The organism is Deltaproteobacteria bacterium, from assembly GCA_020848905.1.
Lineage (GTDB): Bacteria > Myxococcota_A > Polyangia.
This window is the reverse complement of record JADLHG010000056.1, coordinates 227676-248676: the sequence shown is the minus strand read 5'-3', so window position 1 is coordinate 248676 and position 21001 is coordinate 227676. Positions and strand designations below refer to the sequence as shown.

Sequence of the window (21001 nt, the reverse complement as noted above, 5' to 3'; positions counted from 1 at the left end):
AGAGAAGCGACCGCGCCGCTACCCCGCGGTGTCGTAGCGGTCGAAGCGCATGGTGAAGTTCGCCCGCCCCTGCGTGAGCGAACGCACCCGCGTCGAGTAGCCGAACATCTGGCGCATGGGCACCTTGGCCTTGAGCTCACGCTTGCCGCCGCGGAAGCCGACCTCCTCGATCTGTCCGCCGCGGGCGTTCAGGTCGCCGATCACCTCGCCCATGAACTCCTCGGGGTAGGTGACCTCCACGTCCATGATCGGCTCGAGCAGCGCCGGTCCCGCCTCGCGGCAGGCTCGCCGGAAGGCCTCGCCCGCCGCTACCTTGTAACCCACGTCGCCCGTCACCCCCTCACGGGTGGTGATGCCGCAGAGCATGACCCGCACGTCCACGAGCGGGTAGCCCGCGCTCACCCCCGACGTGGCGGCCTCTCGCAGCCCGTCCATCGCCGCCTGCACCACCGCGGGGTGAAGGATCGTCCCCGCCGGAATGGCGTTCTCGAAGGCCATCCCGCTGCCACGCTGCCGCGGCTCGACCCGCACCGCCGCGTGTCCGTAGATCTGCGAGCCGTCGTCCAGCTTGCGCTCGAAGACGTGCTCCGCCCGCCCGGCCGACGTCAGCGTCTCGCGATACACGACCTGCGGCCGCCCCACCCGCGCCTCCACCCCATACTCGCGCACCAGGCGGTCCACGATGATCTCGAGGTGCAGCTCGCCCATCCCGCTGATCAGGGTCTGCCCGGTCTCGGCGTCCTCGGTCACGCGGAAGGTGGGGTCCTCCTCGGCCATCTTGGCCAGACCGAAGTCCAGCTTCTCCTTCTCGGCCACCGTGTTCGGCTCCACCGCCTGCGAGATGACCGGGGCGTAGGTGTCGATCGGCTCCATCAGGATCGGGTGCCCCGCATCGCAGACCGTGTCCCCGGTCCCCGTGAGCTTGAGGCCCATCGCGGCCACGATCGTGCCCGGGCCGGCGAGGTCGATCCGCTCCCTGCGGTTCGCGTGCACCTGGAAGAGGCGCGCCACCTTCTCCGTCTTGCCGAGGCGCGCGTTGAGCACGTCGTCGCCCGGCTTGAGGCGCCCCGAGTAGATGCGCAGGTAGACCACCTTGCGCCCCTGCTCCATGTGCACCTTGAACGCGAGCGCCGCGAAGGGAGCCTTCTCCTGGGGGGGCCGCTCGGCGATCTCGTCGGGCTTCCCCGGCACCGACCCCACGGCCGGCGGCACGTCCAGCGGCGACGGCAGGTAGTCCACCACCGCGTCGATGAGCGGCTGCACCCCGCGATTCCGGAGCGCCGCCCCGCAGAGCACCGGCACGAGCTTGTTGGCGCAGCAGGCCTTGCGCAGCGCCGCCTTGAGCTCGGGGATCTCCACCGTCTGCCCCTCGAGGAACTTCTCCGCCACCTGATCGTCCACCTCGCCGATGGCCTCGATCATCCGCTCGCGAGCCTGCTCGGCCGCCTCCCGCAGGTGCGCCGGCACCTCGCCCACCGTCGGCTGGTCGCTGTCCCCCGACCAGGTGATCCCCTTCATCTCGACCAGGTCCACCGCGCCGGCGAAGGTGTCCTCGATCCCGATCGGGATCTGGATCACCACCGGGCGCGCACCCAGCCGCGTCCGCATCTCCTCGACCACCCCCTCGAAGTTCGCCCCCACGCGGTCCAGCTTGTTGATGAAGGCCAGCCGCGGCACCCCGAACTTCTCGGCCTGGCCCCACACCGTCTCGGACTGCGGCTCGACCCCGCCAACCCCGCAGAAGACCACCACCACGCCGTCGAGCACGCGCAGACTGCGCTCCACCTCGATCGTGAAGTCCACGTGCCCGGGAGTGTCGATGAGGTGCAGCTCGTGGTTCCGCCACGCGAGCGTCGTAGCCGCGGCCGTGATGGTGATCCCCCGCTCCTGCTCCTGGGGCATCCAGTCCATCTGGGCCTGACCGTCGTGCACTTCTCCCATCCGGTGGATGCGACCGGAGTAGTAGAGAAACCTTTCGGTCACCGTGGTCTTGCCGGCATCGATGTGCGCCACGATGCCGATGTTGCGAACCTGCTGTAGCTTGACCGAGGCCATGATCCCCTCGCCTGAGCGCGTTCCGACGGAAAATGCCCCCTCAGGCGGGCGCTATTATACGCACCGCCTTTCGAGATTCCAGCGTCAGAACGTGGCCAAAACGCCTATTGACCCCCGAGCGAACCGATTGCAGACTGGCGACGACCAATAGGACGAAAGCCGCGCAGCCCGTCGCTGGCGAGCTCCGATTTCCACTACTCAGAGGACGCCGTGAGCCTCAAGGCACTCTTCAGCAAGGACGGCCGCAAAGAGCGCGCGCTGCAAAAGGCGAGCGCCAAGGCCGCCAACAAGAAGATCAAACCGGACGATCGCGGTCCGGCGCTGCACACCCTGCTGGAGGACGGAAGCGACGAGGCGATCGCGGCGCTGTTCAAGCGCTTCACCTTCATCTACGACGCCAACATGGTCTCGGACGAAGAGGAGAAGAACCTGGTCTACCAGGGGCTCGTGGATCTCGGCGAGCGGGTGCTCCCGCACCTCCGCCAGCACCTGACGGACTCCCCGACGCTCTCGTGGGGGCTGCGCATGCTGGGCGACGTCTGCGACCACGAGACCAGCTGGTCCGTGCTCGAGGAGGTGCTCGCGAGCTACGAGCCCGGCTACGTGCGCGACCCGTCGAAGAAGCAGCAGCTCATCGGCTACCTCGGGGACTTCAAGGACGTGCGGGCGGCCGAGCGGCTCGTCCCCTTCCTCGAGGACCACGACGAGACAGTGCGCTACCTGACCGTCGAGGGTCTCTTCAACCAGCGGCAGGAGCTCGCCCGCGAGGCGCTGCTCAAGGCCTTCTGCAACGCCGACGAGGAGAGCCTGCGCATCAAGAATCGGATCGCGGAGGGCTTCGCCGAAACCGGGTGGGCCGTCACCGGCTTCCGCGGCACCGTCGAGGGACTGCTCGGCAGCGATTACCTCGTGGACGGCAAGGGCAAGATCAAGCTCAAGAAGGCGCGGACCCAGCCATGAAGTTCCCCATGACCCCCCAGGGGCTCGACCGCCTGCGGGTAGAACTGCGCGAGTGCAAGGCCGAGCGCCCGAGGCTCGCCGACACGATCCTGGAGGCCCGAGAACTCGGAGACCTCTCCGAAAACGCCGAGTACCACGCCGCGAAGGAGCGGCAGGGGTTCCTCGAGGCACGCATCCGCGAGCTCGAGGCCAAGATCGGCCAGGCGGAGGTCATCGACCCGAGCAAGCTATCGGGCGACCGCGTGATCTTCGGCGCCACGGTGCGGCTGGCCGAGATCGACTCCGGGGAGGAGGTCCGCTACTCGATCGTCGGAGACGACGAGTCGGACGTGAAGGCCGGCCGGATCTCCATCTCCTCACCGGTCGCGCGCGCGCTCATCAACCACTCCGTCGGGGACGAGGTCACCGTCAAGGTACCCGGCGGAACCCGCCGCTACGAGATCGTCGACGTCAGCTTCGGCGAATAAGAGAGAGGATCGACACGATGCATCGAGGAGTGACGCTAGTCGCCGCCCTGCTGTTCTCTGCCCTCGGGCTCACCGGCTGCAAGCAGGCCCAGGGCGAGCGCTGCCAGCTCGACAGCGATTGCCAGAGCGGCCTGATCTGCTGCGTCAAGGCGGCCGACCGCCAGGCCGGCGGGACCTGTCAGCCCACGGGCGGCTGCGAGCTGACCACGCAGGATGCCGGGACCAAGGACGGAGCTACTGCCGACGCCAAGGCCGCAGACGCCAAGACCGGCGACGGAAAAGCCGGCGACGCGAAGTCGGGTGACGCCAAGACCACCGACGCGAAGGCCGCGGACGCCAAGGCGGCCGACGCGAAGGCCGCAGACGCCAAGGCGGCGGACGCGAAGGCCGCAGACGCCAAGACCCCCGACGCCACGGCCAAGGACGCCAAGGCCGCGAACTAACGACCCGAGCGCGGAGCGCGAGAGGTGCGCTACAGCCGAGGACTGCTCGTCGCCTCGATCCTTCTCGCCTCGGCCGCCATCACCGCCTCCCGCGAGGCCCACTCGGCGCCCGCCCTCTGGTCCGAGCGGGGCATCTCCCTCGGCCTCTTCGCCGAGGACCCCGGTCTCGACTACGGCTACCTGCTGCGCGAGATCCGCGCGACCGGCGCGACCCACGTCTCGGTCGTCGTCCCCTACTACCAGCACGACGTGAGATCCACCGAGCTCCGCGCGCACAGCCGCTACACGCCTCCGCTGGACCGCGTCCTACGTACCCTCTCCCAGGCCCGCGCCCTCGGCCTCCGCGTGCTGCTCTTCCCCATCTTGCGCCTCGAGTACGAGGTCACGCCCGACGAGTGGCGCGGCGCCCTCGCCCCGCAGGACCCCGACGCCTGGTGGCGCAACTACCGCAAGCTGATCCTCGAGCTCGCCCAGGTCGCGGCACGGGGAGGCGCCGAGTCGTTCTGCGTCGGCAGCGAGCTCTCCTCGCTCGACACCCGACCCGCCCGGTGGGCGCCGCTCATCGCCGAGGTGCGGCGCACCTTCCGCGGCCGCCTCGTCTACTCGGCCAACCACGACCACTTCGAGCGCGTCGCCATCTGGCACCTCGTGGACCAGATCGGGCTCTCGGCCTACTTCGAGCTCGTCGGGCTCGCGGAACGGCAGCCCTCGCTGCTCCGGCTCACCCACGCCTGGCGAGAGCTCCGCTCGCGCATCGGCCGCTTCTGGGCCCGCGTCCGCAAGCCGATCGTGCTCACCGAGCTCGGCTACCACAGCCAGCGCGGGACGAGCGCGCGGCCGTGGTTCGAGTCGCTCAAGGAGCCGCTCGGCCTCGACGAGCAGCGGGACTGCTACGCGGCCTTTCGGCGCGCCTTCGCCGGGGCGCCGTATCTGGAAGGGGTCTACTTCTGGAACTGGTTCGGCTGGGGGGGCCCGCAAAGCCGCGAGTACTGCCCGCGCGGCAAGCCCGCGGCCCGCGAGATCTGCCAGGCCTTCGGCGTCGCACCCGCACGCTGCCCGAGCACGCACGGCATGCCCTGGTACGACCCGCGCCGATGACGTGCCCGCGCGTGCGGCCCTCCCCCACCGGACCGCGCCCCGATCGTCGCGGCTAGGCGAGCTTCAGCCCGAGGAGCTCTCGCGCCTTGAAGTACTCCTCGCTGACGGCGTAGGCCATCAGCTCGGCCACGCGCTCCTTCGGCGGCAGAGTCCCGGCCGGGGCCGCCTCGTCGATCAGCAGCCGCGCCGCAGCCTCGAGGTCTCCCGAGAGGAGCAGCGCCGCACGCGACGCGGACAGGTCCACCGCCTGGAGCCAGCGCTCGACCTCTCCCTCGGCGGCCGCCGCGCGCAGCTCCTCGGTGCGGTGCCCCAGGCCCTCGAGTTGCCGCGGATCCAGCTCGGTGCGCAGCACCTCCACGAGACGCTGGATGTAGTCCACGTCGCCTGAAACGCGCGTCGTCGGTGCGAGCAGCTTCACCGCCGCCAGGACCACGGCGCGCAGCACCGCCGGCGCCGGGGTCACGAACGCCAGCACGTGCTCCGGCCGCAGGAGCGCCAGAGTCTTGCCGAACCAGAAGGTGAGCTCGCCCTCGGTCCGCCCCTCCTTCACCACGAGCGGGTTCACCCAGAGCACCGTGCTCCCCTTCCCCTGCTCACCCGTCAACACGAGGGAGAGGGGCTCCTGCATGTCTCCGCGCACGTAGAGCTCGTCCGGCGCGTGCCCGATAGCCTCCGCCGCGTAGCGGTAGGCGCGGGCCCAGAGCCGCTGGTCCTTGTCCGGGTGGAGCTGCTCGGTGGCGCGCAGGCCGAAGTGTCGCTTGGCGCGCATCGCCATCGGGCCGATGACCGGCGCTGCAGCCCCGAAGAGGTCGCTCAGCACGGGCGACTGCCGCGGGTGTTCGATCTGCCCCCGCCAGAGCTCCGCCCCGAGCTTGCTCTGCACCCGCTTCGGCGTGGCCGCGCGATGCTTCTGGTAATAGGCCTGCTCCTCCGGTCCCGCGAGCTTGAGCAGGTTCAACACTGCCGAGACGCAGATCGACTTGTCCTCGTCCTTCGCCTCGCCGTAGAGCCGGCGGAGTTCCCGGTACGCCTCGAGGCGCATCGGGTTGTGCCGCAGCAGCCGCTGATTGACCTGCACCGCCTTGGCGTACGCCTCGGGGCCGGCCGTGGCGTAGAGCCGCGCCAGCGTCTCGAGCCGGTGGACGTTCGTCGGATCGATCTTGGCCGCCACCTCGAAGGCCACGATCGCCCCCTTCGCGTCCTGCAGCTTCTCCTGACAGATCTGCCCCAGCTCGTGCCAGAGCCGCACCTGCTCGGCCACCGGCGTCTCGGCGGGAAGCCGCTTCAGCATCAGCCGGAAGGCCTGCACGAGCCCCTTGTAGTTGCCCTGCTCGGTGTAGAGCTGCTTGAGCGCGGTGAAGGCCTTCTGGTTGGTCGGGTCCGCCTGGAGCGCCAGGTCCAGGTGACGCGCCGCCTCCTGCGGCCGCTTCAGCTCGTCGCGCAGAATCACGGCGGCCGTGTAGTGCAGCCGGTAGCTGTGCGTCCCGTCGGTCTCCAGTCGCTCGAGCTGGGTCAGGACGGCGATGCAGTCCTCCCACCGCTTCTGCTCGATGTGCACCTCCAAGAGCTTGTGCAGCACGCGCCGGTGATCCGGCTTCAGCTCCACCGCCTGCTTGTAGGCCGCGGCGGCCTCGTTCAGCCGCTTGAGCTTCTCCACCAGCAGGTCCCCGACCTCCTCGAGCAGCGAGAGCTTCGCCACCTCGTCGGTCGCCCCCTTGACCATGTTCTTCTTGCAGCGCACCACCGCCTCCCAGTCCCCCTTCTCCTGGTAGGCGTGCATGACGTGCGAGAGCACCTTCGCGTTCGACGGGTCGAGGTCGAGCGCCTTCTCGAACATGTTGAGCGCCTTGGCCGTCTCCCCGAGAGCCATCTTGATCTCTCCGAGGCGGAGGAAGACCTCCACGACCTCGGGCGAGGCCATGCTGTCCCGTCGGTGCACGAGCAGCGCCTGGTAGAGCTTGCCCGCCTCCTCGTGCTCCTTGCGGAGGAAGAGCAGGTCCGCCAGCTTGTGCATCGACGTGGGCGAGGTGGGGTCGAGCTCGTACGCGGCGCGGTAGGCCCCCACCGCACGCTCCTCCTGCGAGGCCTTGAGCAGCGCGTCACCGAGGCGCAGGTTGAGCTCGATGAGCCGCGGGCGATCCTTCGGGTCCGCCTTGCGCGCCAGCATCTGGAGCAGCGGAAGCGTCTTCTCCGGCTGCCCCTGCCGCTCGTAGAGCGCGAGGAGGCGCTGCCCCGCCTCGACGTGCTCGGGGTCGAGCGCGAGGAGCTCCTCGTAGATCTCGGCCGCCTGCGTGTCGTTGTGGACCTGATCCTGGTACGCCACGGCCGCCTGGTGTAGCCGGGCCACCTTCTCGAGGAGGTTCGGGCTGTGCCGCCCCGCCTCGCGCAAGAAGCGCGCCGCCTTCCCGTAGTCCTTGCGGTGCTGATACAGCTCGGCCAGGGCGAGAAGCGACGGCACGTGGTCGTCCTTCAGCTCGAGCGCCTTGGCCAGGCTGGCCTCCGCCTCGCCCTCCTTCCGCAGCTTCTGGAGCTGCAGGAGCCCGACGCGGTGGTAGCACTCCACCTGCTTGTCGACCTCCTGCTCCTTCGTGGCCAGGCGCTCGTACATCGCCACGGCCTGCGCGGCCGCCCCGGTGGCCTCGTAGAGCCGCGCGAGCCCGGCCAGGGCGATCTTGTTCTCGGCGTCCACCGTGAGCAGCCCGTTGAAGGCCTCGATCGCCCGCGTGGGGTCCTTCAGGTGGTCCTCGTAGACCTTCCCGAGACCCGCGTAGAGTCCGACGCGATCCTCCGGCCGCTCGGTGAGCTTCACCTGCTGCTGGTAGGCCTCCGCCAGCTTCGGATAGTCCTTCAGCTCCCAGTACAGCCGCACGAGCGACTTGAAACTCTCCTCGTTGCCGCCGCCGAGCTGATGCACCTTCTCGAGGTACTCGGCCGCCTTGGTCTTGCCGCCGCTCTGCCCCTCCCACTCGGTGGCGATGCGCCGGTAGAGCGCGATCCGCTCCGCGTCGTCCTTCGCCGCCTTGATGCGCTTGTCGAGGACCTTGAGGTAGTCCTCGTTTCGCCCCGTGGCGTCGTAGAGCCGCTCGAGCCCCTTCAGCGCCCGCACGTCGTCGGGAGCCACCTCGAGAATCGCCTGGTACTGCTCGATGGCCAGCTCCGGCTGCTGCAGCCGGTCGGCTGCCAGCTCCGCGAGCGCGTGCCGCGTCACGAGCCGCTCCTCCGCGCTCTCGGGCGCGGCGAGGCGCGCCTTGAGCACGTCCGCCATGGCCGTGAAGCTCTCCGCCTTGCGGTGCAGCTCCTCGAGGGACTTGAGGGCCACGACGTTGGTCGGCTCCAGCTCGAGAATGCGCTGGTAGGTCGCCACCGCCTGGTCGGTGTCGCCGAGCTCCCTCGCCTGCGCGCGCGCCAGGTCCTTCAGAAGCTCGAGCTTCCGCGGCGCGCTCTGCTCGAGCTGCACCTGCCGCCCGACGAGCCGGACGTACTCCTTGTGGTCGCCCTTCCGGCGCACCACCTCGGCCAGCTCGGCCAGCGCGTCGAGGCGATTCGCGTCGAGGAGCAGCGCCTGGCCCAGCGCGGCCGCCGCGTAGTCGTCGTGACCGAGCTCGTTCGAGTAGAGGCGCCCCATGCGGACCCACCAGTCGCAGGCCACCTTCGGGTCGCGCACCTGCTGCACGAGCGTCGTGTACTCCTGCAAGAGCTCATTCCACGTCCCCGTGGCCCCGGCGAGCCGCTCGAGGTCCTTGCGGACCTCGATGCTCGAGTGGTCCTCGCGGAAGGCCGCCTGCAGCGCGGCGAAGGCCTTGCTCAGGTCCCCTACCTCGCTCTCGAAGACGCGGGCCACCTCGCGCAGGTGGGCGATCCGCCGCTCGGGCTCCCCCTCTACCTCGACGCGCCCCAGGAGCAGGGTCACGAGGTCGTCCCAGTCCTTCGCGCCGCGATACTGACGCTCGAGGTCGTCGAGCGCCGTCTGCGCCTGCTGGTTGTCCGGCTGATACGTCAGCACCTCGAGCCAGGCCACGAGGTCGTCCGCGCGCTCGGGGATCGCCACCCCCTCACCCGTGCCGGCCAGGGCCCGGCTGAACTCGGCCACCGTCTGCGGCCGCTCCTCGGGGAGCGCGCGCAGCGACTTGTTCACGAGGGGCTCGAAGCGGCGCGCGGGGGCGCTCGCCTCACCGAGGCGCGGGAAGCTCCCCACCGGTACGCGGTTCGTCAGCATCTGGTAGAGCGTCGCGCCGAGGGAGTAGATGTCGGCCCGGGCGTCCGCCCCCGACCCGGCCAGCACCTCGGGGGACTGGTGCCCCTCGGAGCCGCGCTTGACCGTCACGTGGCGGCCCTTCTGCGCGCGCCCCGCACGGAAGTCCATCAACGCCACCGTCCCGTCGTCGCGCAGGAAGATGTTGGACGGCTGCAGGTCCAGGTGCAGCACCCCCTTGCCGTGGGCGTGCTCGAGCCCCTGGCAGACCTGCCCCATTATCTCGGCGGCCTTCTCGGGGACGAGCGCCCCTCCCTCGCGGAGCAGGCGGGCCAGGCTGCGGCCCGAGAGACTCTCGGTGACCAGCACGCAGCGGTCCCCCTCGATGAGGGCGTCGTAGACGCGCGCGACGTGCTTGTGCTCGAGAGTCTTCAGCGCCTCGGTCTCCTTGAGCCATCTCTCGGGCGAGAGGTGCTCGCGCACGTAGCTCACGCGCAGCACCTTGACCGTCACGTCCCGCTTCGCCTCGAGGTCGTGGGCGTTGTAGACCGTCCCGGTGGTGCCCCGCCCGATCACGGCCCGAAGCTCGTAGCGCTTCGGCACCGGGCGCATGGCCTGATTGAGCTCGGTCGCCTTCGCGAGGTGCGAGAAGGACTGCGCGTAGTCCCCCGCCTCGGCGAGCGCGTGGTGCAGGTTCAGGTGCGCCTCGGCCAGCTTGGCGTTCTGCTCGAGGGCCGCCTTGAAGCACTCGATCCCGGCGTTCGTCTGACCGAGATAGAGCCGCACGTTGCCGAGCCGACAGAGCGTCTCCGCGTCGAGCTGCGAGAGCTGGACCGCCACCGCCGCCTCGCTGATGCGACTCAGCCGCGCGTCCGAGAGCGAGAGCCCCTCCCCGGCCACCACGTCGATGCGCAGGTCCACGGGGGCGAGCTGCTGCTTGAGCCACTGGATGGGGTCTTGCCCCTTCTCGAGGGCGGCGCCGCGGCTCTTCCACTGCGTGCCCAGCTCCTCGAGCGCCTTCTGCAGCGCCGTCGCGGGGTCGGCCGACTCGTCGTACGGGATCACCTTCACGCGGTAGTTGGCGTAGAGCTCCTCCTGCTCAGCCTCGGAGAGCCCGGAGAGGATGGCGTAGTGGTCGGTCACCGCGTCCCGGAAGGTCCCGATCAACCGCTCGAGGAGGAGAACGAAGTCCGGGTCCCCCGCGCGGTACCCGACGAGGAGCAGCGTGTGCGTACGGTAGAGATCCTCGACGAAGGCGCGGTAGGCCTGGTTCGGCGCGATGCAGCGCTTGTAGTCCAGTCGCGCGAGCACGAGCTTGTCGGGGTGCGCGAAATCCCCGTGCGCCTTGACCACGAAGTTCTTCAGCTCCTCGTTCAGCCGCAGGAGCGCGCCGTCGGAGTAGCTGTAGACGCGGGGTTTGGTGCCGTTGCGCGCGAGGGCCCGCTCCATCAGCCCGTCGTAGCCCGTCGTGAGCGCGGCGTGGAAGGGGAGCTCTTTCAGCAACTGGTGCGGCTTCGGCAGGTCGCCCCCCCCCTTGCCGTAGGCCTCCTTCAGCACGTCGGCGAGCGAGTCGCTCCCGAGCCGCCGCTTCAGCTGGCCGGCCACCGTCAGGTACTGCCCGGTCTGGATCAGCGGCTTGAGCGGCTCCGCCTCCGCCCCGAGCTTCGCGCACAGGCGGGTCAGGAGCTCGTCCCAGCCGGGGAGCCCCCCCGCCGAGGCAAATCGCACGCCGGTGCAAAGGACGGTGTTCCCCGCGCGGATGCGCTCGAAGAGGGCGTCTGGAAACTCGACCATGGTCGCTACCTCGGTTGGGCTCGTCGGGGCAGAGGTCGGTTGACCCGCCCCAGTGTCGCGGCGGCGCGCGCGGCCTTCCGCAGAGCGCGGGCTATTCCCGCCGTCAGGCCAGCGGGTCTAACGCAAGAACCCGTGGAGTGTAAACAGGAAACTCACCCTCGGCGGAGTCCCCGGCAGCCGCCCGGGACCGCCTCGGCGCGGCCTACTTCTTGTCGCAGGCCCCGGCGCAGTACTCGGCCACCTGGTAACAGAGCGCGGTGCTCGGGTTGATGGCCCGGCACTTCTGGTAGACGAGCGTGCAGATGCGCTTGCACGCCTTCTGCACCCCCTGCCAGAACCCCTTCTCCCCTGCCTCCCGGGCCTTCGTGGAACAGTCGCAGGCGGGACACGCCGGGCAGGGGGGCGGCGCCGGGCAGGCCCTCTGGGGCGGACACGGCCGCTGGGCGGGACAGGCCGGGCAGGCGGCGCACGGAGGGCAGGCCCCTCCCCGTCGCCCCGTGGCGGGCGGCTGGGCCTGGACGACCGGCGGCTGCGTCGCGGGCTGCGCGGCGCCATCTCCGTCGCCGTCTCCGTCGGCGGCATCCCCAGCGTCGGGGTTCTCGCCCCCTGCCGCGGGCCCTGACCCCGCGGGGGCCTGACTCGCGAAAGCCACCGTCTTCTTCCCCCCGTCGGGGAAGCGCAGCACCAGCTGTCCGTCGCAGTACGCCTTCACGCGCGTGCCGCTCTCGTGGGTCTGCTTGAAGAGCCGCTGCCGACTCCCCGCCGCGCACCCCGCGCTCTCCGCTGCGGCCTGCTTCTCGAGCCGCTTGACCCAGGAGCGAAGCTTCTCGTCGCCGTCCTCGGTGGCCGCGCGCTGCGCCTTCTTGTCCCCGCAGACCCAGTAGTAGTGCCAGTGCGTCGAGACGACGAGCTGATAGAAGACCACCCGCTCGTCCTCGCGCCCTTCGCAGAGGCTCTGGCGGAGCGACTCCAGGTCGTCTCGCGGCTTGCCGGTCCGGTTCTGTTCGACCACCGCGTCCGGCAGCCGCTTGGCGTCGATGAGCACCGGCACGCGGCGGCTCTCGCGCTCGCGGGAGCCCTCGCCGTCGCCCTCCCCCTCCGACTCCCCGTCACCCCCTTCGTCGTCCCGGGAGCTGCCGGACTGATGCGCGGGGCAGGCGAAGAGCGCACCCGCGCAGAGCACGAGCGCGAGGCTCCGCCAGCCGCGAGGCCTCCTCCGGTCCAGGGCGAACGGGGATCCCATATGGTGAATCCTACCTTCCCCTCCTCGGTGGGCAAGTCCTCTTGCATGCTATCTTCAATGGATGGAGGCGCTCTTCAAGAGGCTGTATCAGGGCACCCTCGTCGCGCTGTGGGTCGCCTCGGCCACGCTCCTCTACCTCTGGTCCCCGGTCCTCGGCATCGGCTTCCTCGCGCTCGCGCTCCCCCTGCTCCTCTGGGCCCTTCGACGCCCCGCTGGGGTGGCGCCTCCGCAGCGACGGTCGGCTCGCTCCGCAGCCGAGCTGGAGCGGCAGGCCCGCGTGGTGGTGACCCAGATGCTGCGGGCCCTGACGACCGTACAGGTCGGCTACCTGAGTCAGCGCTTCTCCGACCGCGCCGAGGGGCGCGCGTGGCTCCACCGGGCGCTGCCGAAGAGCTTTCGGGCCGTCCTCGAAACGCTCCAGGCCGACCTCGAGGCGGCGCGCGACGGGACGCCGCCGCCGGGACTCAAGCTGGCCCTGCGCCTCCTCGAGCGCCGGACCCAGCTTCAGGAGATCGAGGCCGCACTCGAGGCGGCCCGGCACGCGCATCCGGAGTGCGCCCTGGCCCGCCCGATGGCCTTCGTGGTGACCGAGCACATCCACTGGAACGGCGACCGGGAACCCGAGGTGCTCCTCGTGGCGAACGTGGACCCCACGAAGGCCACCCTCGTCCCGACGGTGGATGCAGTGACCTTCCTCGCGCCCAAGACGGGAGGCGGCACCCGCATCCGAGGCCAGGTGGACTTCGCGACCGCGCAGCGCCTCCTCGACGGGCACCTCGCGCCCCTCGAGGGCTCCCCCGGAATCTTCCTCGCGCGACCGATCCCCGAGCCCCAGGGTCTCGACGCCCGCCTGGGCCAGCTCCCGCTCGGCTTCCTCGTCGCGGCCTCGGAGATGTCGGCGTGAGGGCACGACGCCCGTCGAAAGGCGGCCCTTGCCGCCATCCGGGTGATCGGGTAGCGTCCGGCCCGCATGCCCAAGCTGATCTGCGAGCACAGCCATTCTCTCGCCAGCGTCGAGGCCCAGTCGCGGATGCGATCGCTCCTCGACCACTTCGGGGTCAAGTACCGCTTCACCACCGACTGGGTGGGTGACGGACTGGCCCGCGTTCGCGCCCGCGGCATGACCGGACAGGTCACGGTCGGAGCGCAAGCGGTCCGCTTCGATCTGGACCTCTCCTTCCTCCTCTCTCCCTTTCGATCTCGCATCGAGGAAGGCATTCGCCGCGAAGTGCAGCGGGCTTTCGCCTAGCGCCGCCGTGACCCCGTCCGAAAGAGGAGACGCGCTCGAAGGCCAGGTGGTCGACGAGCGGTACCGCCTCAAGCGACGGATCGGCGTCGGCGGAATGAGCCTGGTGTACCTCGCCGAGCGCCTGAACATCGGCAAGCCGGTGGCGGTCAAGTTCCTGCGGAGCGCCTTTGCGAACCTGCCGGGGTTCGTACGCCGCTTCGAACAGGAGGCGCGAGCCTGCAGCCGGCTGAACCACCTGAACTGCGTCAGCGTGATGGACTTCGGGGTGGCCTTCGGCAGCCCGTACCTGGTGATGGAGTACGTCGCCGGCACCACCGTGACGGAGCTCATCGCGCGCGGCCCCGTGCCGCCGCGCCGAGCGATGCACCTCTGCCGCCAGATCCTGGCCGGCCTCGGTCACGCCCACGCGCGCGGGGTCGTGCACCGCGACCTCAAGCCCGGCAACATCATGCTCACCGAGCTGACCGGCAGCGGTGAGGTGGTCAAGATCATGGATTTCGGCACCGCGCAGATCCTGACCGGCGAGCCCGCCGAGCCCACGGGAGGCACCGAGATCGGTACTCCGTGGTACATGGCCCCGGAGCAGGCCGCGGGACAGCCCACCGATCCGCGCACCGACCTTTACGCCGTCGGAGTGATCCTCTTCGAGCTGCTCACCGCCGAGCGGCCCTACATGGCCGACGACCCGCACCGCGTGCTGCAGATGCACCTCTCGAGCCCGATCCCCTCGCCGCGCGCCCTCAAGCCGCAGGCGGGGATCAGCCCCGAGCTCGAAGGCGTGGTGGTGCGCGCGATGCGCAAGCAGCCAGGCGACCGCTTCGAGAACGCCGAGGCCTTCGACCGGGCCCTGCAGCAGATCCCCGAAGCCGCGCCTCCGCGCCTGCCCGTCGCGCGCCGCACGCAGCCGCTCCCCGCCGTGGCCGCGCCATCCTCGGCCGCCGACGCCCGGACCCCTACGCCAACCCCTATCCCAGCGTCGCCGAGGCCGCTCTGGCCCCTGGCCGTCGGGGCGACCGCGGTCCTCGCCTTGGTCGGCGCCGCGATCTGGCTCTGGCTTCGCCGCTGAGGGAGCTCGGGCCGCGCTAGTCGGGATAGAGCAGGTAGCGTCGCCTCGCCTTGAGGAAGCGCGCGAGGGCCGGCTCGAACCGGCGCAGGATCCTCTCCGCCGGCTGCCCGGCGAGCAGCGCTTCCGTCGTGGGCGGGTCGTTGATCAGCCGGTAGAGGTGCTTCGTCTCCCACTCTTGCCGGTGGCGCTCGCGGAGGAGCAGCGCCACCTCGAGCCCGAGTCGCACGGGCCTCGCGCGCCTGCCGTCGGTGAGAATCACCTGGACCCCCGAGCACCGCTCGCCACGGTAGGGACCCGACTTCGGCGTCAGCACGCGAGGCACGACGTAGAAGCCCGGCACCTTGCGTGCGGCGAGCGCCTGGGCGAATCCCGGCCCGTCGAGCCACGGCGCCCCGAACCACTGGAAGGGGGCATCCGTCCCGCGCCCGACGGCGACGTTGGTGCTCTCGAGAAACCCGATGCCCGCGTAGAGCAGCGCCTGGCGCCACGAGCGGATGTTCGGCGAGGGGTCCCGCCACGGCAGCCCCTGCTCCGGGAAGAGCTGCGCCCGCCGCCACCCGCGCGCGGGCACCACCACCAGATCGGCGCCGATGCGCCGCTCGGCGTTGTAGAGGCGGGCGAGCTCACCGACGGTCATCCCGTAGCGCAGCGGCACCGGGTGGTAGTTCGTCGAGGTCCGCCGCGTGGCGCTCGAGACGGGCCCCTCGGCTCCCTCCCCACCGAGGGGATTCGGCCGGTCCAGCACCACGAAGCGGAGCTTGCGGCGCGCCGCCTCCTCCATGGCCCAACCCATCGTCGCGAGGTAGGTGTAGTAGCGAACGCCCACCGCGGCCACGTCGAAGACCAGCGTGTCGAGCCCCGCCAGCGTCGCATCGGTGGGACGGCGGCGCGAGCCGAAGAGGCTATAGACCGGCACGCGCTGCCCGCCGCGGGTGAGCGTGCTGTCGTGGATCCGTCGGTCCACCTGCGCCTTGAGCCCGTGCTCGGGCACGAAGAGCGAGACCAGCTTCACCCCCGGCGCCTCCTCGAGGAGGTCCACGATCCACCTCCCCTGGCGGTCGATGGCGGTCTGGTTCGTGATGAGCCCCACGCGACGCCCTCGGAGCGGCGCGTAGCCTTGCTCGTGCAGCCGGTCGAGCCCCGTCGTGACGACCCGCGCCGGCGACGCGACGAGGCTGCCCTTCACCACGTCGTGCACGCGAGCGCGGAGCGCACCCACCGACGGAGGCGGCTCCAGGTAGGTGCGGTTCGTGAGGAGCGCGACGACCAGCCGCCGCTCGGGGTCGATCCAGAGCGAAGTGCCCGTGTACCCCGTGTGCCCGTAGGCGCTCGGCGAGAGCGCGCCGGCTTGGCCCTGGCGCCCGCGATCGAGACGAAAGCCGAAGCCACGCTGGCCGACCCCGGGCACGGAATGCGGCCCCGACAGCTCCGCCACGCTCCGCGCGCTCAAGACGCGACGGCCGCGGAGCGTGCCCCCCTCGAGGAGCATCTGGCCGAAGAGCGCGAGGTCGTCGAGCGTCGAGTAGAGCCCCGCGTGACCGGCCACCTTCCCCATGCGCCACGCCAGCGGGTCGTAGACCTCTCCCTCCTTGCCCCCTTCGGGCCACGGCGTGACGACACGCCCGAGGACCTCTCTCGGCGGGGCGAAGCCGGTGTCGCACAGGCCGAGGGGCGCGAAAAGCGCGTCGGCGACCGCCCGATCGAGGCTCTTGCCGGAGCGCGCGGCGACCGCCTCCCCGAGGAGGATGTACCCGAGGTCGCTGTACTTGAAGGCCGCGCCGGCGGCGCCGCGCAGCTTCGCCTTCGCGATGCGCTGAAAGATCGCGTCGCGCCCGTCGGTGAGCGGTCCCTTCCACACCACCGACGGAAGGCCGGCCACGTGGAGCGCGAGCTGCCGGAGGGTCAGCTGCTGCTTGCTCGTGCCGCGAAGCCAGGGCACGTGCCGTCCGATCGGATCGTCGAGGCCGAGCCTACCCTGCTCCACGAGGCGCAGCACCGCAGGAGCCGTGACCAGCACCTTGGTCAGCGAGGCCAGGTCGAAGATGCTGTCCCGTCGGGCCGCCCCAGCCGTCCCGCGGTAGACCACCTTGCCGTTACGCACGACGATCAGCGCCGCCGCCTTGGCGAGGCCCTTCTGCACCGCGTCCTCGAGCAGGAGCGACAGCTCGACCGAGAGCTCGGGGACGAACCCCGCCTCCGCGAGCCTCGCCTCGGGAAGCGCGCGCGTCCGACAGCGCGGCCACTCGGCCCGAGCCGAGCTCGCGAGGCCCACGACGAGGCTCGCGGCGACTCCCGCCACGAGCCACGACGCGCGTCCCGAACCGCACCGCAGGCCGACCATTTGCCCAAGCTTAGCAGACGGTGGTACTCCAGCAGGCATGCCCGCACGCGTGCCGCTCGCACTCCTCGCGCTCCTCTTCGTCCTCGGTTCCACCCTCCCCCGCCCCGCGTCGGCGAAGCAGCTCGTGGTCCGCTGCGGACAACCCCGCCCACCTCGCGTGGCCCTCACCTTCGACGACGGCCCGCACCCACGCTTCACGCGCGAGATCCTGGCCATCCTCAAGGAGCACAAGGTGAAGGCCACCTTCTTCGTGCTGGGGGGCCTGGCGCGCATCTTTCCGCAGATCCTGCGCGAGATCGAAGCCCAGGGGCACTTGCTCGCGAACCACTCGTGGAACCACCCGCGCACCGACACTCCCGACGGGTGGCGCACGCAGATCCAGCGTACGCAGGACGTGATACGCAAGGCGGGCGCCCACCCGACGCAGTACTACCGGCCCCCGCACGGCATCGTCACTCCGGTGGTGAAGCAGCTCGCGACCGAGCTGGCCCTCACGATCGTGCTCTACACGGTGCTCTCGTCGGACTGGCAGGGGATGAAGGCCGAGGCGCTGACGCAGCAGGTGGTGAAGGGCCTTCGCCCGGGCGGAATCGTGGTGCTACACGACGGGGGGCGCAACCGCACCGAGACGGTCAAGGCCGTCCCCGGGATCATCAAGGGCTTGCGAGAGAAGGGCCTCGAGCCGGTGCGCCTCGATGAGCTTCTCGCGGCTGAAGCGCCCGACCCGAAAGGCTGTCATCGGCAGTGAGGAAGCGGGGGCACTAGACCCCGAAAAACGGCGAGGGCGCTGGCTCTGCGCCAACGCCCCCGCGACAACGTCTAGCTTGGACGGGTAAAACCGAAGCTCGTTCCCCTACGGAATCTTGCGGACCTGCGTGGCCTGGAGGCCCTTCGGCCCGCGGGTGACATCAAACTCTACACGGTCTCCCTCGGCGAGCGTACGGAACCCCTCGCCCTGAATCACCGAGTAGTGCACGAAGACGTCCTCCCCGCCCTCCTGCAGAATGAACCCAAACCCCTTGCTGTTGTTAAACCACTTGACTGTCCCTTGCTGCATCGCTCCGCTGCCTCAGTATCAACGCTTCAGGGTTACCAGGGCCATACGCCGACCCCTTGCGTGCAGGCCGAACTCGCCCAACCTGGCGACGCGCAACAGCACCGCGCTGCCTCCCGACGAGCCCCTTTCCTGCAAACGACGCCCGTACACTCCTCCAAGTGGCTAGAGTAGTCAAGCGTATTCGAAAACGAGAGGGGTCGGGAAAAGCGGCAGGGCGCCCACACAATTGACGTGGGGAAGCGGGTGGCAACGATCCATGGGGGAACACCGGGGATCGGGGCCGAGGTGCCCGGGTTCAGAACGAGACGCTCTCCCCGCAGCCGCACGTGGAGGTCACGTTCGGGTTATTGAACTTGAAGCGCTGTCCCATCAACTCGTCCACGAAGTCCAGCTCAGTGGCGTTCAGGAAGAAGTAACTCTTCTGGTCCACGTAGACAGTGAAGCCCTCGTGTTCGAAGACTTTGTCCGTGGGCTGGGCCTCCGCCAGGTCCAGCTCGAAGACATACGAGAAGCCCGAGCACCCGCCGCCCCTCACGCCGAGGCGCAAGGCCTTGGCCTCCGGGCGCTTGGCCATGAGCTGGCGGATTCGAACCTGCGCTTCAGGGGTGATCGCGATGGCCATCCCAGTCTCCTTGACGTGGGTCAAGTCTATCACGGCGGCCGCCGGACGCAAGCCGGCGCGCGGCCCCGCTCACCCTGCTGGTACGTCGCGGAAGCGCGGGGAGGCACGGGCGAGGTCGCGGGCGGCGGCAGCGAGTCTTTCGGCGGCGTACGCCACCTGCTCCCGAGTGGTGAAGCGCCCGAGGCTCACCCGGATGGCCCCGTGCACCCGCTCCGCGGTCAGACCCATGGCGCGCAGGACGTGCGAGGGCTCGGCCCGCCCGGACGCGCAGGCCGAACCGCTGCTCAGCGCCAAGTCCGGGCAGGCCAGCATCAGCGCCTCGGACTCGACGAGGGGAAAGGAGAGGTTCAGCGTTCCCGGGACGCGCTCCGCCTCCGCGCCATTCAGGCAGACCTCCGGGATGGCCTGCCTGAGGGCCCCGAGGAGCTGCTCCGCGAGCTCCCGTAACCGCGGCCCCTCGACGGGCAACGCGTCCCGTGCGAGCCGCGCCGCCGCGCCGAGGCCGACGACCCCGGGAACGTTCACCGTCCCCGGCCGAAGTCCCCGCTCCTGGCCCCCTCCCACGAGCAGCGGCCGCAAACGCAGCCTCGCCCGGCGCCGCAGGTAGAGCGCGCCGATCCCCTTCGGGCCGTAGAGCTTGTGGGCGCTGAGCGAGAGGAGGTCCACCTGCGCGCTCTCCACGTCCACCGCGAGCTTCCCCACGGCCTGCACGGCGTCGCAGTGGTAGAGCACCTCCGCCTCGCGGCAGAGGGCGCCGATCTCCGCCACGGCGCTGACCGCGCCCGTCTCGTTGTTCACGTGCATCACCGATACGAGCACCGTGTCGGGCCGCAGCGCGCGCCGCACGTCGTCGGGGTCCACGACTCCCGAGGCCCCGACGGGGAGGATGCTCACCGCGGTCCCCTCCCGCTCGAGCTCCCGCACGAGCTCGAGCACCGACGGGTGCTCGGCGGCCGAGGTGACGAGGTGCCGCCCCCGCGCCGCCCGCGCGGCAAGCGCACCACGGAGCGCCAGGTTGTTGCTCTCCGTCGCCCCGCTCGTGAAGGTAATCTCCTCGGGCGACGCCCCGACGAGCTCCGCGACCTCGCGTCGCGCCGTCTCCACCGCCGACTGCGCGTCCCGGCCAAGAGCGTGGCTCCGGCTCGCAGCGTTGCCGAAGCGCGCCGCGAAGCACGGCGCCATCGCCTCGAGCACCCGGGGGTCCACGGGGGTGGTCGCGTTGTGGTCCAGGTAGAGTGGCAGGGAGAAGGCCACGGCGCGCCTCAGGGGACGAGCACGACTTTGCCCGCCACCGCGTGCTCTTCGAGCAGCCGGTGCGCCTCGGCGGCCTCGGCCAGCGGCAGGACCCGGCCGACCACGGGACGCAGCCGACCGGCGGCCACGTGCTTGACCACGTCGAAGAGCACCGCCTTGCTCCCCATGGTGGAACCCAGGATCGAGAGCTGCCGGAAGAAGACGTGCCGCAGGTCCGTCGGCGCGTCGAAGCCCGAGCTCGCCCCGCAGGTCACGACGCGCCCGCCCCAGGCGCAGGCGCGCAGGCTGTCTTCCCAGGTCGCCGCACCCACGTGCTCGAAGACCACGTCCACCCCGCGCTTGTCCGTGAGGCGGCGCACCTCCGGTGCGAGCTTCTGCTCCTTGTAGTTGATGAGGTGGTCCGCGCCGAGCGATTCGGCCACCGCGAGCTTCTCGGCGCTCGAGGCCGCGGCGATCACCCGCGCACCGTAGAGCTTCGCAATCTGCACCGCCGCCACCCCCACGCCGCTCGCCGCGGCGAGCACGAGCACCGTCTCCCCCGGCTGCACGCGGGCGCGTTCCACCAGCATCTGCCAGGCGGTCTGAAAGGTCAGCGGCAGGGCCGCGGCCTGCTCGAAGGGGAGGTCGCCCGGGTACGGGAGGAGGTTCGCCGCCGGGATGGCGATGCGCTCGGCGTACCCGCCGGAGACGGACTCCCCGAGGATGCCGTAGCCCCGGCAGAAGTTGTCGCGGCCGGCGAGGCAGGCCTGACAGCGCCCGCAGCTCAGCCCCGGGGCGACCAGGCAGCGCTGCCCGACGGTCACGCCCGTCACGCCCGGCCCCACGGCGTCCACCTCGCCCGCGATGTCCGCTCCCAGGATGTGCGGGTAGGTCAGCCGCAGGTGGGGCAAACCCCGGCGCACCCAGAGGTCGAGGTGGTTGAGCGCGCAGGCGCGGATCCGCACCCGCACCTGTCCTGCTCCCGCCTCGGGCTCGGGCAGCTCGAGCGCGAGCAGCTTGTCGCGTCCTCCATGCTCCCGCAGAGCGACTGCGCGCATCTCTCCTCCTCTTCTCCTCTTCTCCTCGGACGGCCGAGCGGCCGGGCGGCCTCGCGGGCCACGCCACCCGTTAGGGCCCGGCTCGGAATAACCTGCTCCCCGATCAGCCTATTCCGATCCGGG

General features: G+C 70.6%; 16 protein-coding genes. 8 read left to right on the top strand and 8 right to left on the bottom strand.

Features of this window, described 5'->3' with window-relative positions:
* Positions 1-18: 18 nt before the first annotated feature.
* Positions 19-2055 carry an elongation factor G gene (gene fusA / locus IT371_24455; GenBank protein MCC6750832.1) on the bottom strand — a complete coding sequence of 679 codons (2037 nt, stop codon included), beginning with the start codon at positions 2053-2055 and terminating at the stop codon, positions 19-21.
* 210 nt (positions 2056-2265) lie between these two features.
* Between fusA and IT371_24450 the strand changes: the two genes are divergently transcribed.
* The 4 genes from IT371_24450 to IT371_24435 are packed head-to-tail and all read left to right on the top strand — an operon-like array spanning position 2266 to position 5023.
* On the top strand, positions 2266-3015 hold the full coding sequence (locus IT371_24450) for a HEAT repeat domain-containing protein (GenBank protein ID MCC6750831.1): 750 nt from the start codon (positions 2266-2268) through the stop codon (positions 3013-3015).
* Between the two features lie 8 nt (positions 3016-3023).
* Positions 3024-3482, top strand: coding sequence for a transcription elongation factor GreA (gene greA, locus IT371_24445; GenBank protein MCC6750830.1), 459 nt, complete (start codon positions 3024-3026; stop codon positions 3480-3482).
* Between the two features lie 17 nt (positions 3483-3499).
* Positions 3500-3925 carry a hypothetical protein gene (locus tag IT371_24440; GenBank protein ID MCC6750829.1) on the top strand — a complete coding sequence of 142 codons (426 nt, stop codon included), beginning with the start codon at positions 3500-3502 and terminating at the stop codon, positions 3923-3925.
* A gap of 24 nt (positions 3926-3949) precedes the next feature.
* Positions 3950-5023 (top strand): hypothetical protein, encoded by a 1074-nt coding sequence (locus IT371_24435; GenBank protein ID MCC6750828.1) that lies wholly within the window; start codon positions 3950-3952, stop codon positions 5021-5023.
* 52 nt (positions 5024-5075) lie between these two features.
* Here the strand turns inward: IT371_24435 and IT371_24430 are convergent, their stop codons facing one another.
* Both IT371_24430 and IT371_24425 read right to left on the bottom strand, forming a co-directional pair.
* Positions 5076-11009 (bottom strand): SIR2 family protein, encoded by a 5934-nt coding sequence (locus tag IT371_24430; protein ID MCC6750827.1) that lies wholly within the window; start codon positions 11007-11009, stop codon positions 5076-5078.
* Between the two features lie 202 nt (positions 11010-11211).
* Positions 11212-12252, bottom strand: coding sequence for a hypothetical protein (locus IT371_24425; protein MCC6750826.1), 1041 nt, complete (start codon positions 12250-12252; stop codon positions 11212-11214).
* Between the two features lie 61 nt (positions 12253-12313).
* Between IT371_24425 and IT371_24420 the strand changes: the two genes are divergently transcribed.
* The 3 genes from IT371_24420 to IT371_24410 all read left to right on the top strand — a co-directional run bounded on the left by IT371_24420 (position 12314) and on the right by IT371_24410 (position 14567).
* The gene (locus IT371_24420; GenBank protein MCC6750825.1) at positions 12314-13156 is read left to right on the top strand and encodes a hypothetical protein; all 843 of its coding nucleotides are present in this window, start codon (positions 12314-12316) and stop codon (positions 13154-13156) included.
* Positions 13157-13222: 66 nt separating this feature from the next.
* A complete protein-coding gene (locus IT371_24415) occupies positions 13223-13501 on the top strand; it encodes a polyhydroxyalkanoic acid system family protein (GenBank protein ID MCC6750824.1) in 279 nt (92 codons plus the stop codon).
* A 7-nt stretch (positions 13502-13508) separates the two neighbouring features.
* Positions 13509-14567, top strand: a complete 1059-nt coding sequence (locus tag IT371_24410; GenBank protein MCC6750823.1) for a serine/threonine protein kinase — start codon at positions 13509-13511, stop codon at positions 14565-14567.
* Between the two features lie 16 nt (positions 14568-14583).
* On the opposite strand, the gene IT371_24405 is transcribed toward IT371_24410, so the two are convergent.
* On the bottom strand, positions 14584-16908 hold the full coding sequence (locus IT371_24405; protein MCC6750822.1) for a DUF1343 domain-containing protein: 2325 nt from the start codon (positions 16906-16908) through the stop codon (positions 14584-14586).
* Positions 16909-16945: 37 nt separating this feature from the next.
* On the opposite strand from IT371_24405, the gene IT371_24400 reads away from it, so the two are divergent.
* Complete coding sequence (locus tag IT371_24400; protein MCC6750821.1) at positions 16946-17656, top strand: polysaccharide deacetylase family protein; 711 nt, start codon at positions 16946-16948, stop codon at positions 17654-17656.
* Positions 17657-17761: 105 nt separating this feature from the next.
* Here the strand turns inward: IT371_24400 and IT371_24395 are convergent, their stop codons facing one another.
* From IT371_24395 to IT371_24380, 4 genes are all read right to left on the bottom strand, one after another.
* Positions 17762-17965 carry a cold-shock protein gene (locus tag IT371_24395; protein ID MCC6750820.1) on the bottom strand — a complete coding sequence of 68 codons (204 nt, stop codon included), beginning with the start codon at positions 17963-17965 and terminating at the stop codon, positions 17762-17764.
* Between the two features lie 295 nt (positions 17966-18260).
* Complete coding sequence (locus tag IT371_24390; GenBank protein ID MCC6750819.1) at positions 18261-18587, bottom strand: iron-sulfur cluster assembly accessory protein; 327 nt, start codon at positions 18585-18587, stop codon at positions 18261-18263.
* Positions 18588-18656: 69 nt separating this feature from the next.
* A complete protein-coding gene (locus IT371_24385; protein MCC6750818.1) occupies positions 18657-19841 on the bottom strand; it encodes a cysteine desulfurase in 1185 nt (394 codons plus the stop codon).
* 8 nt (positions 19842-19849) lie between these two features.
* On the bottom strand, positions 19850-20878 hold the full coding sequence (locus IT371_24380; protein MCC6750817.1) for a zinc-binding dehydrogenase: 1029 nt from the start codon (positions 20876-20878) through the stop codon (positions 19850-19852).
* Positions 20879-21001: the final 123 nt, after the last annotated feature.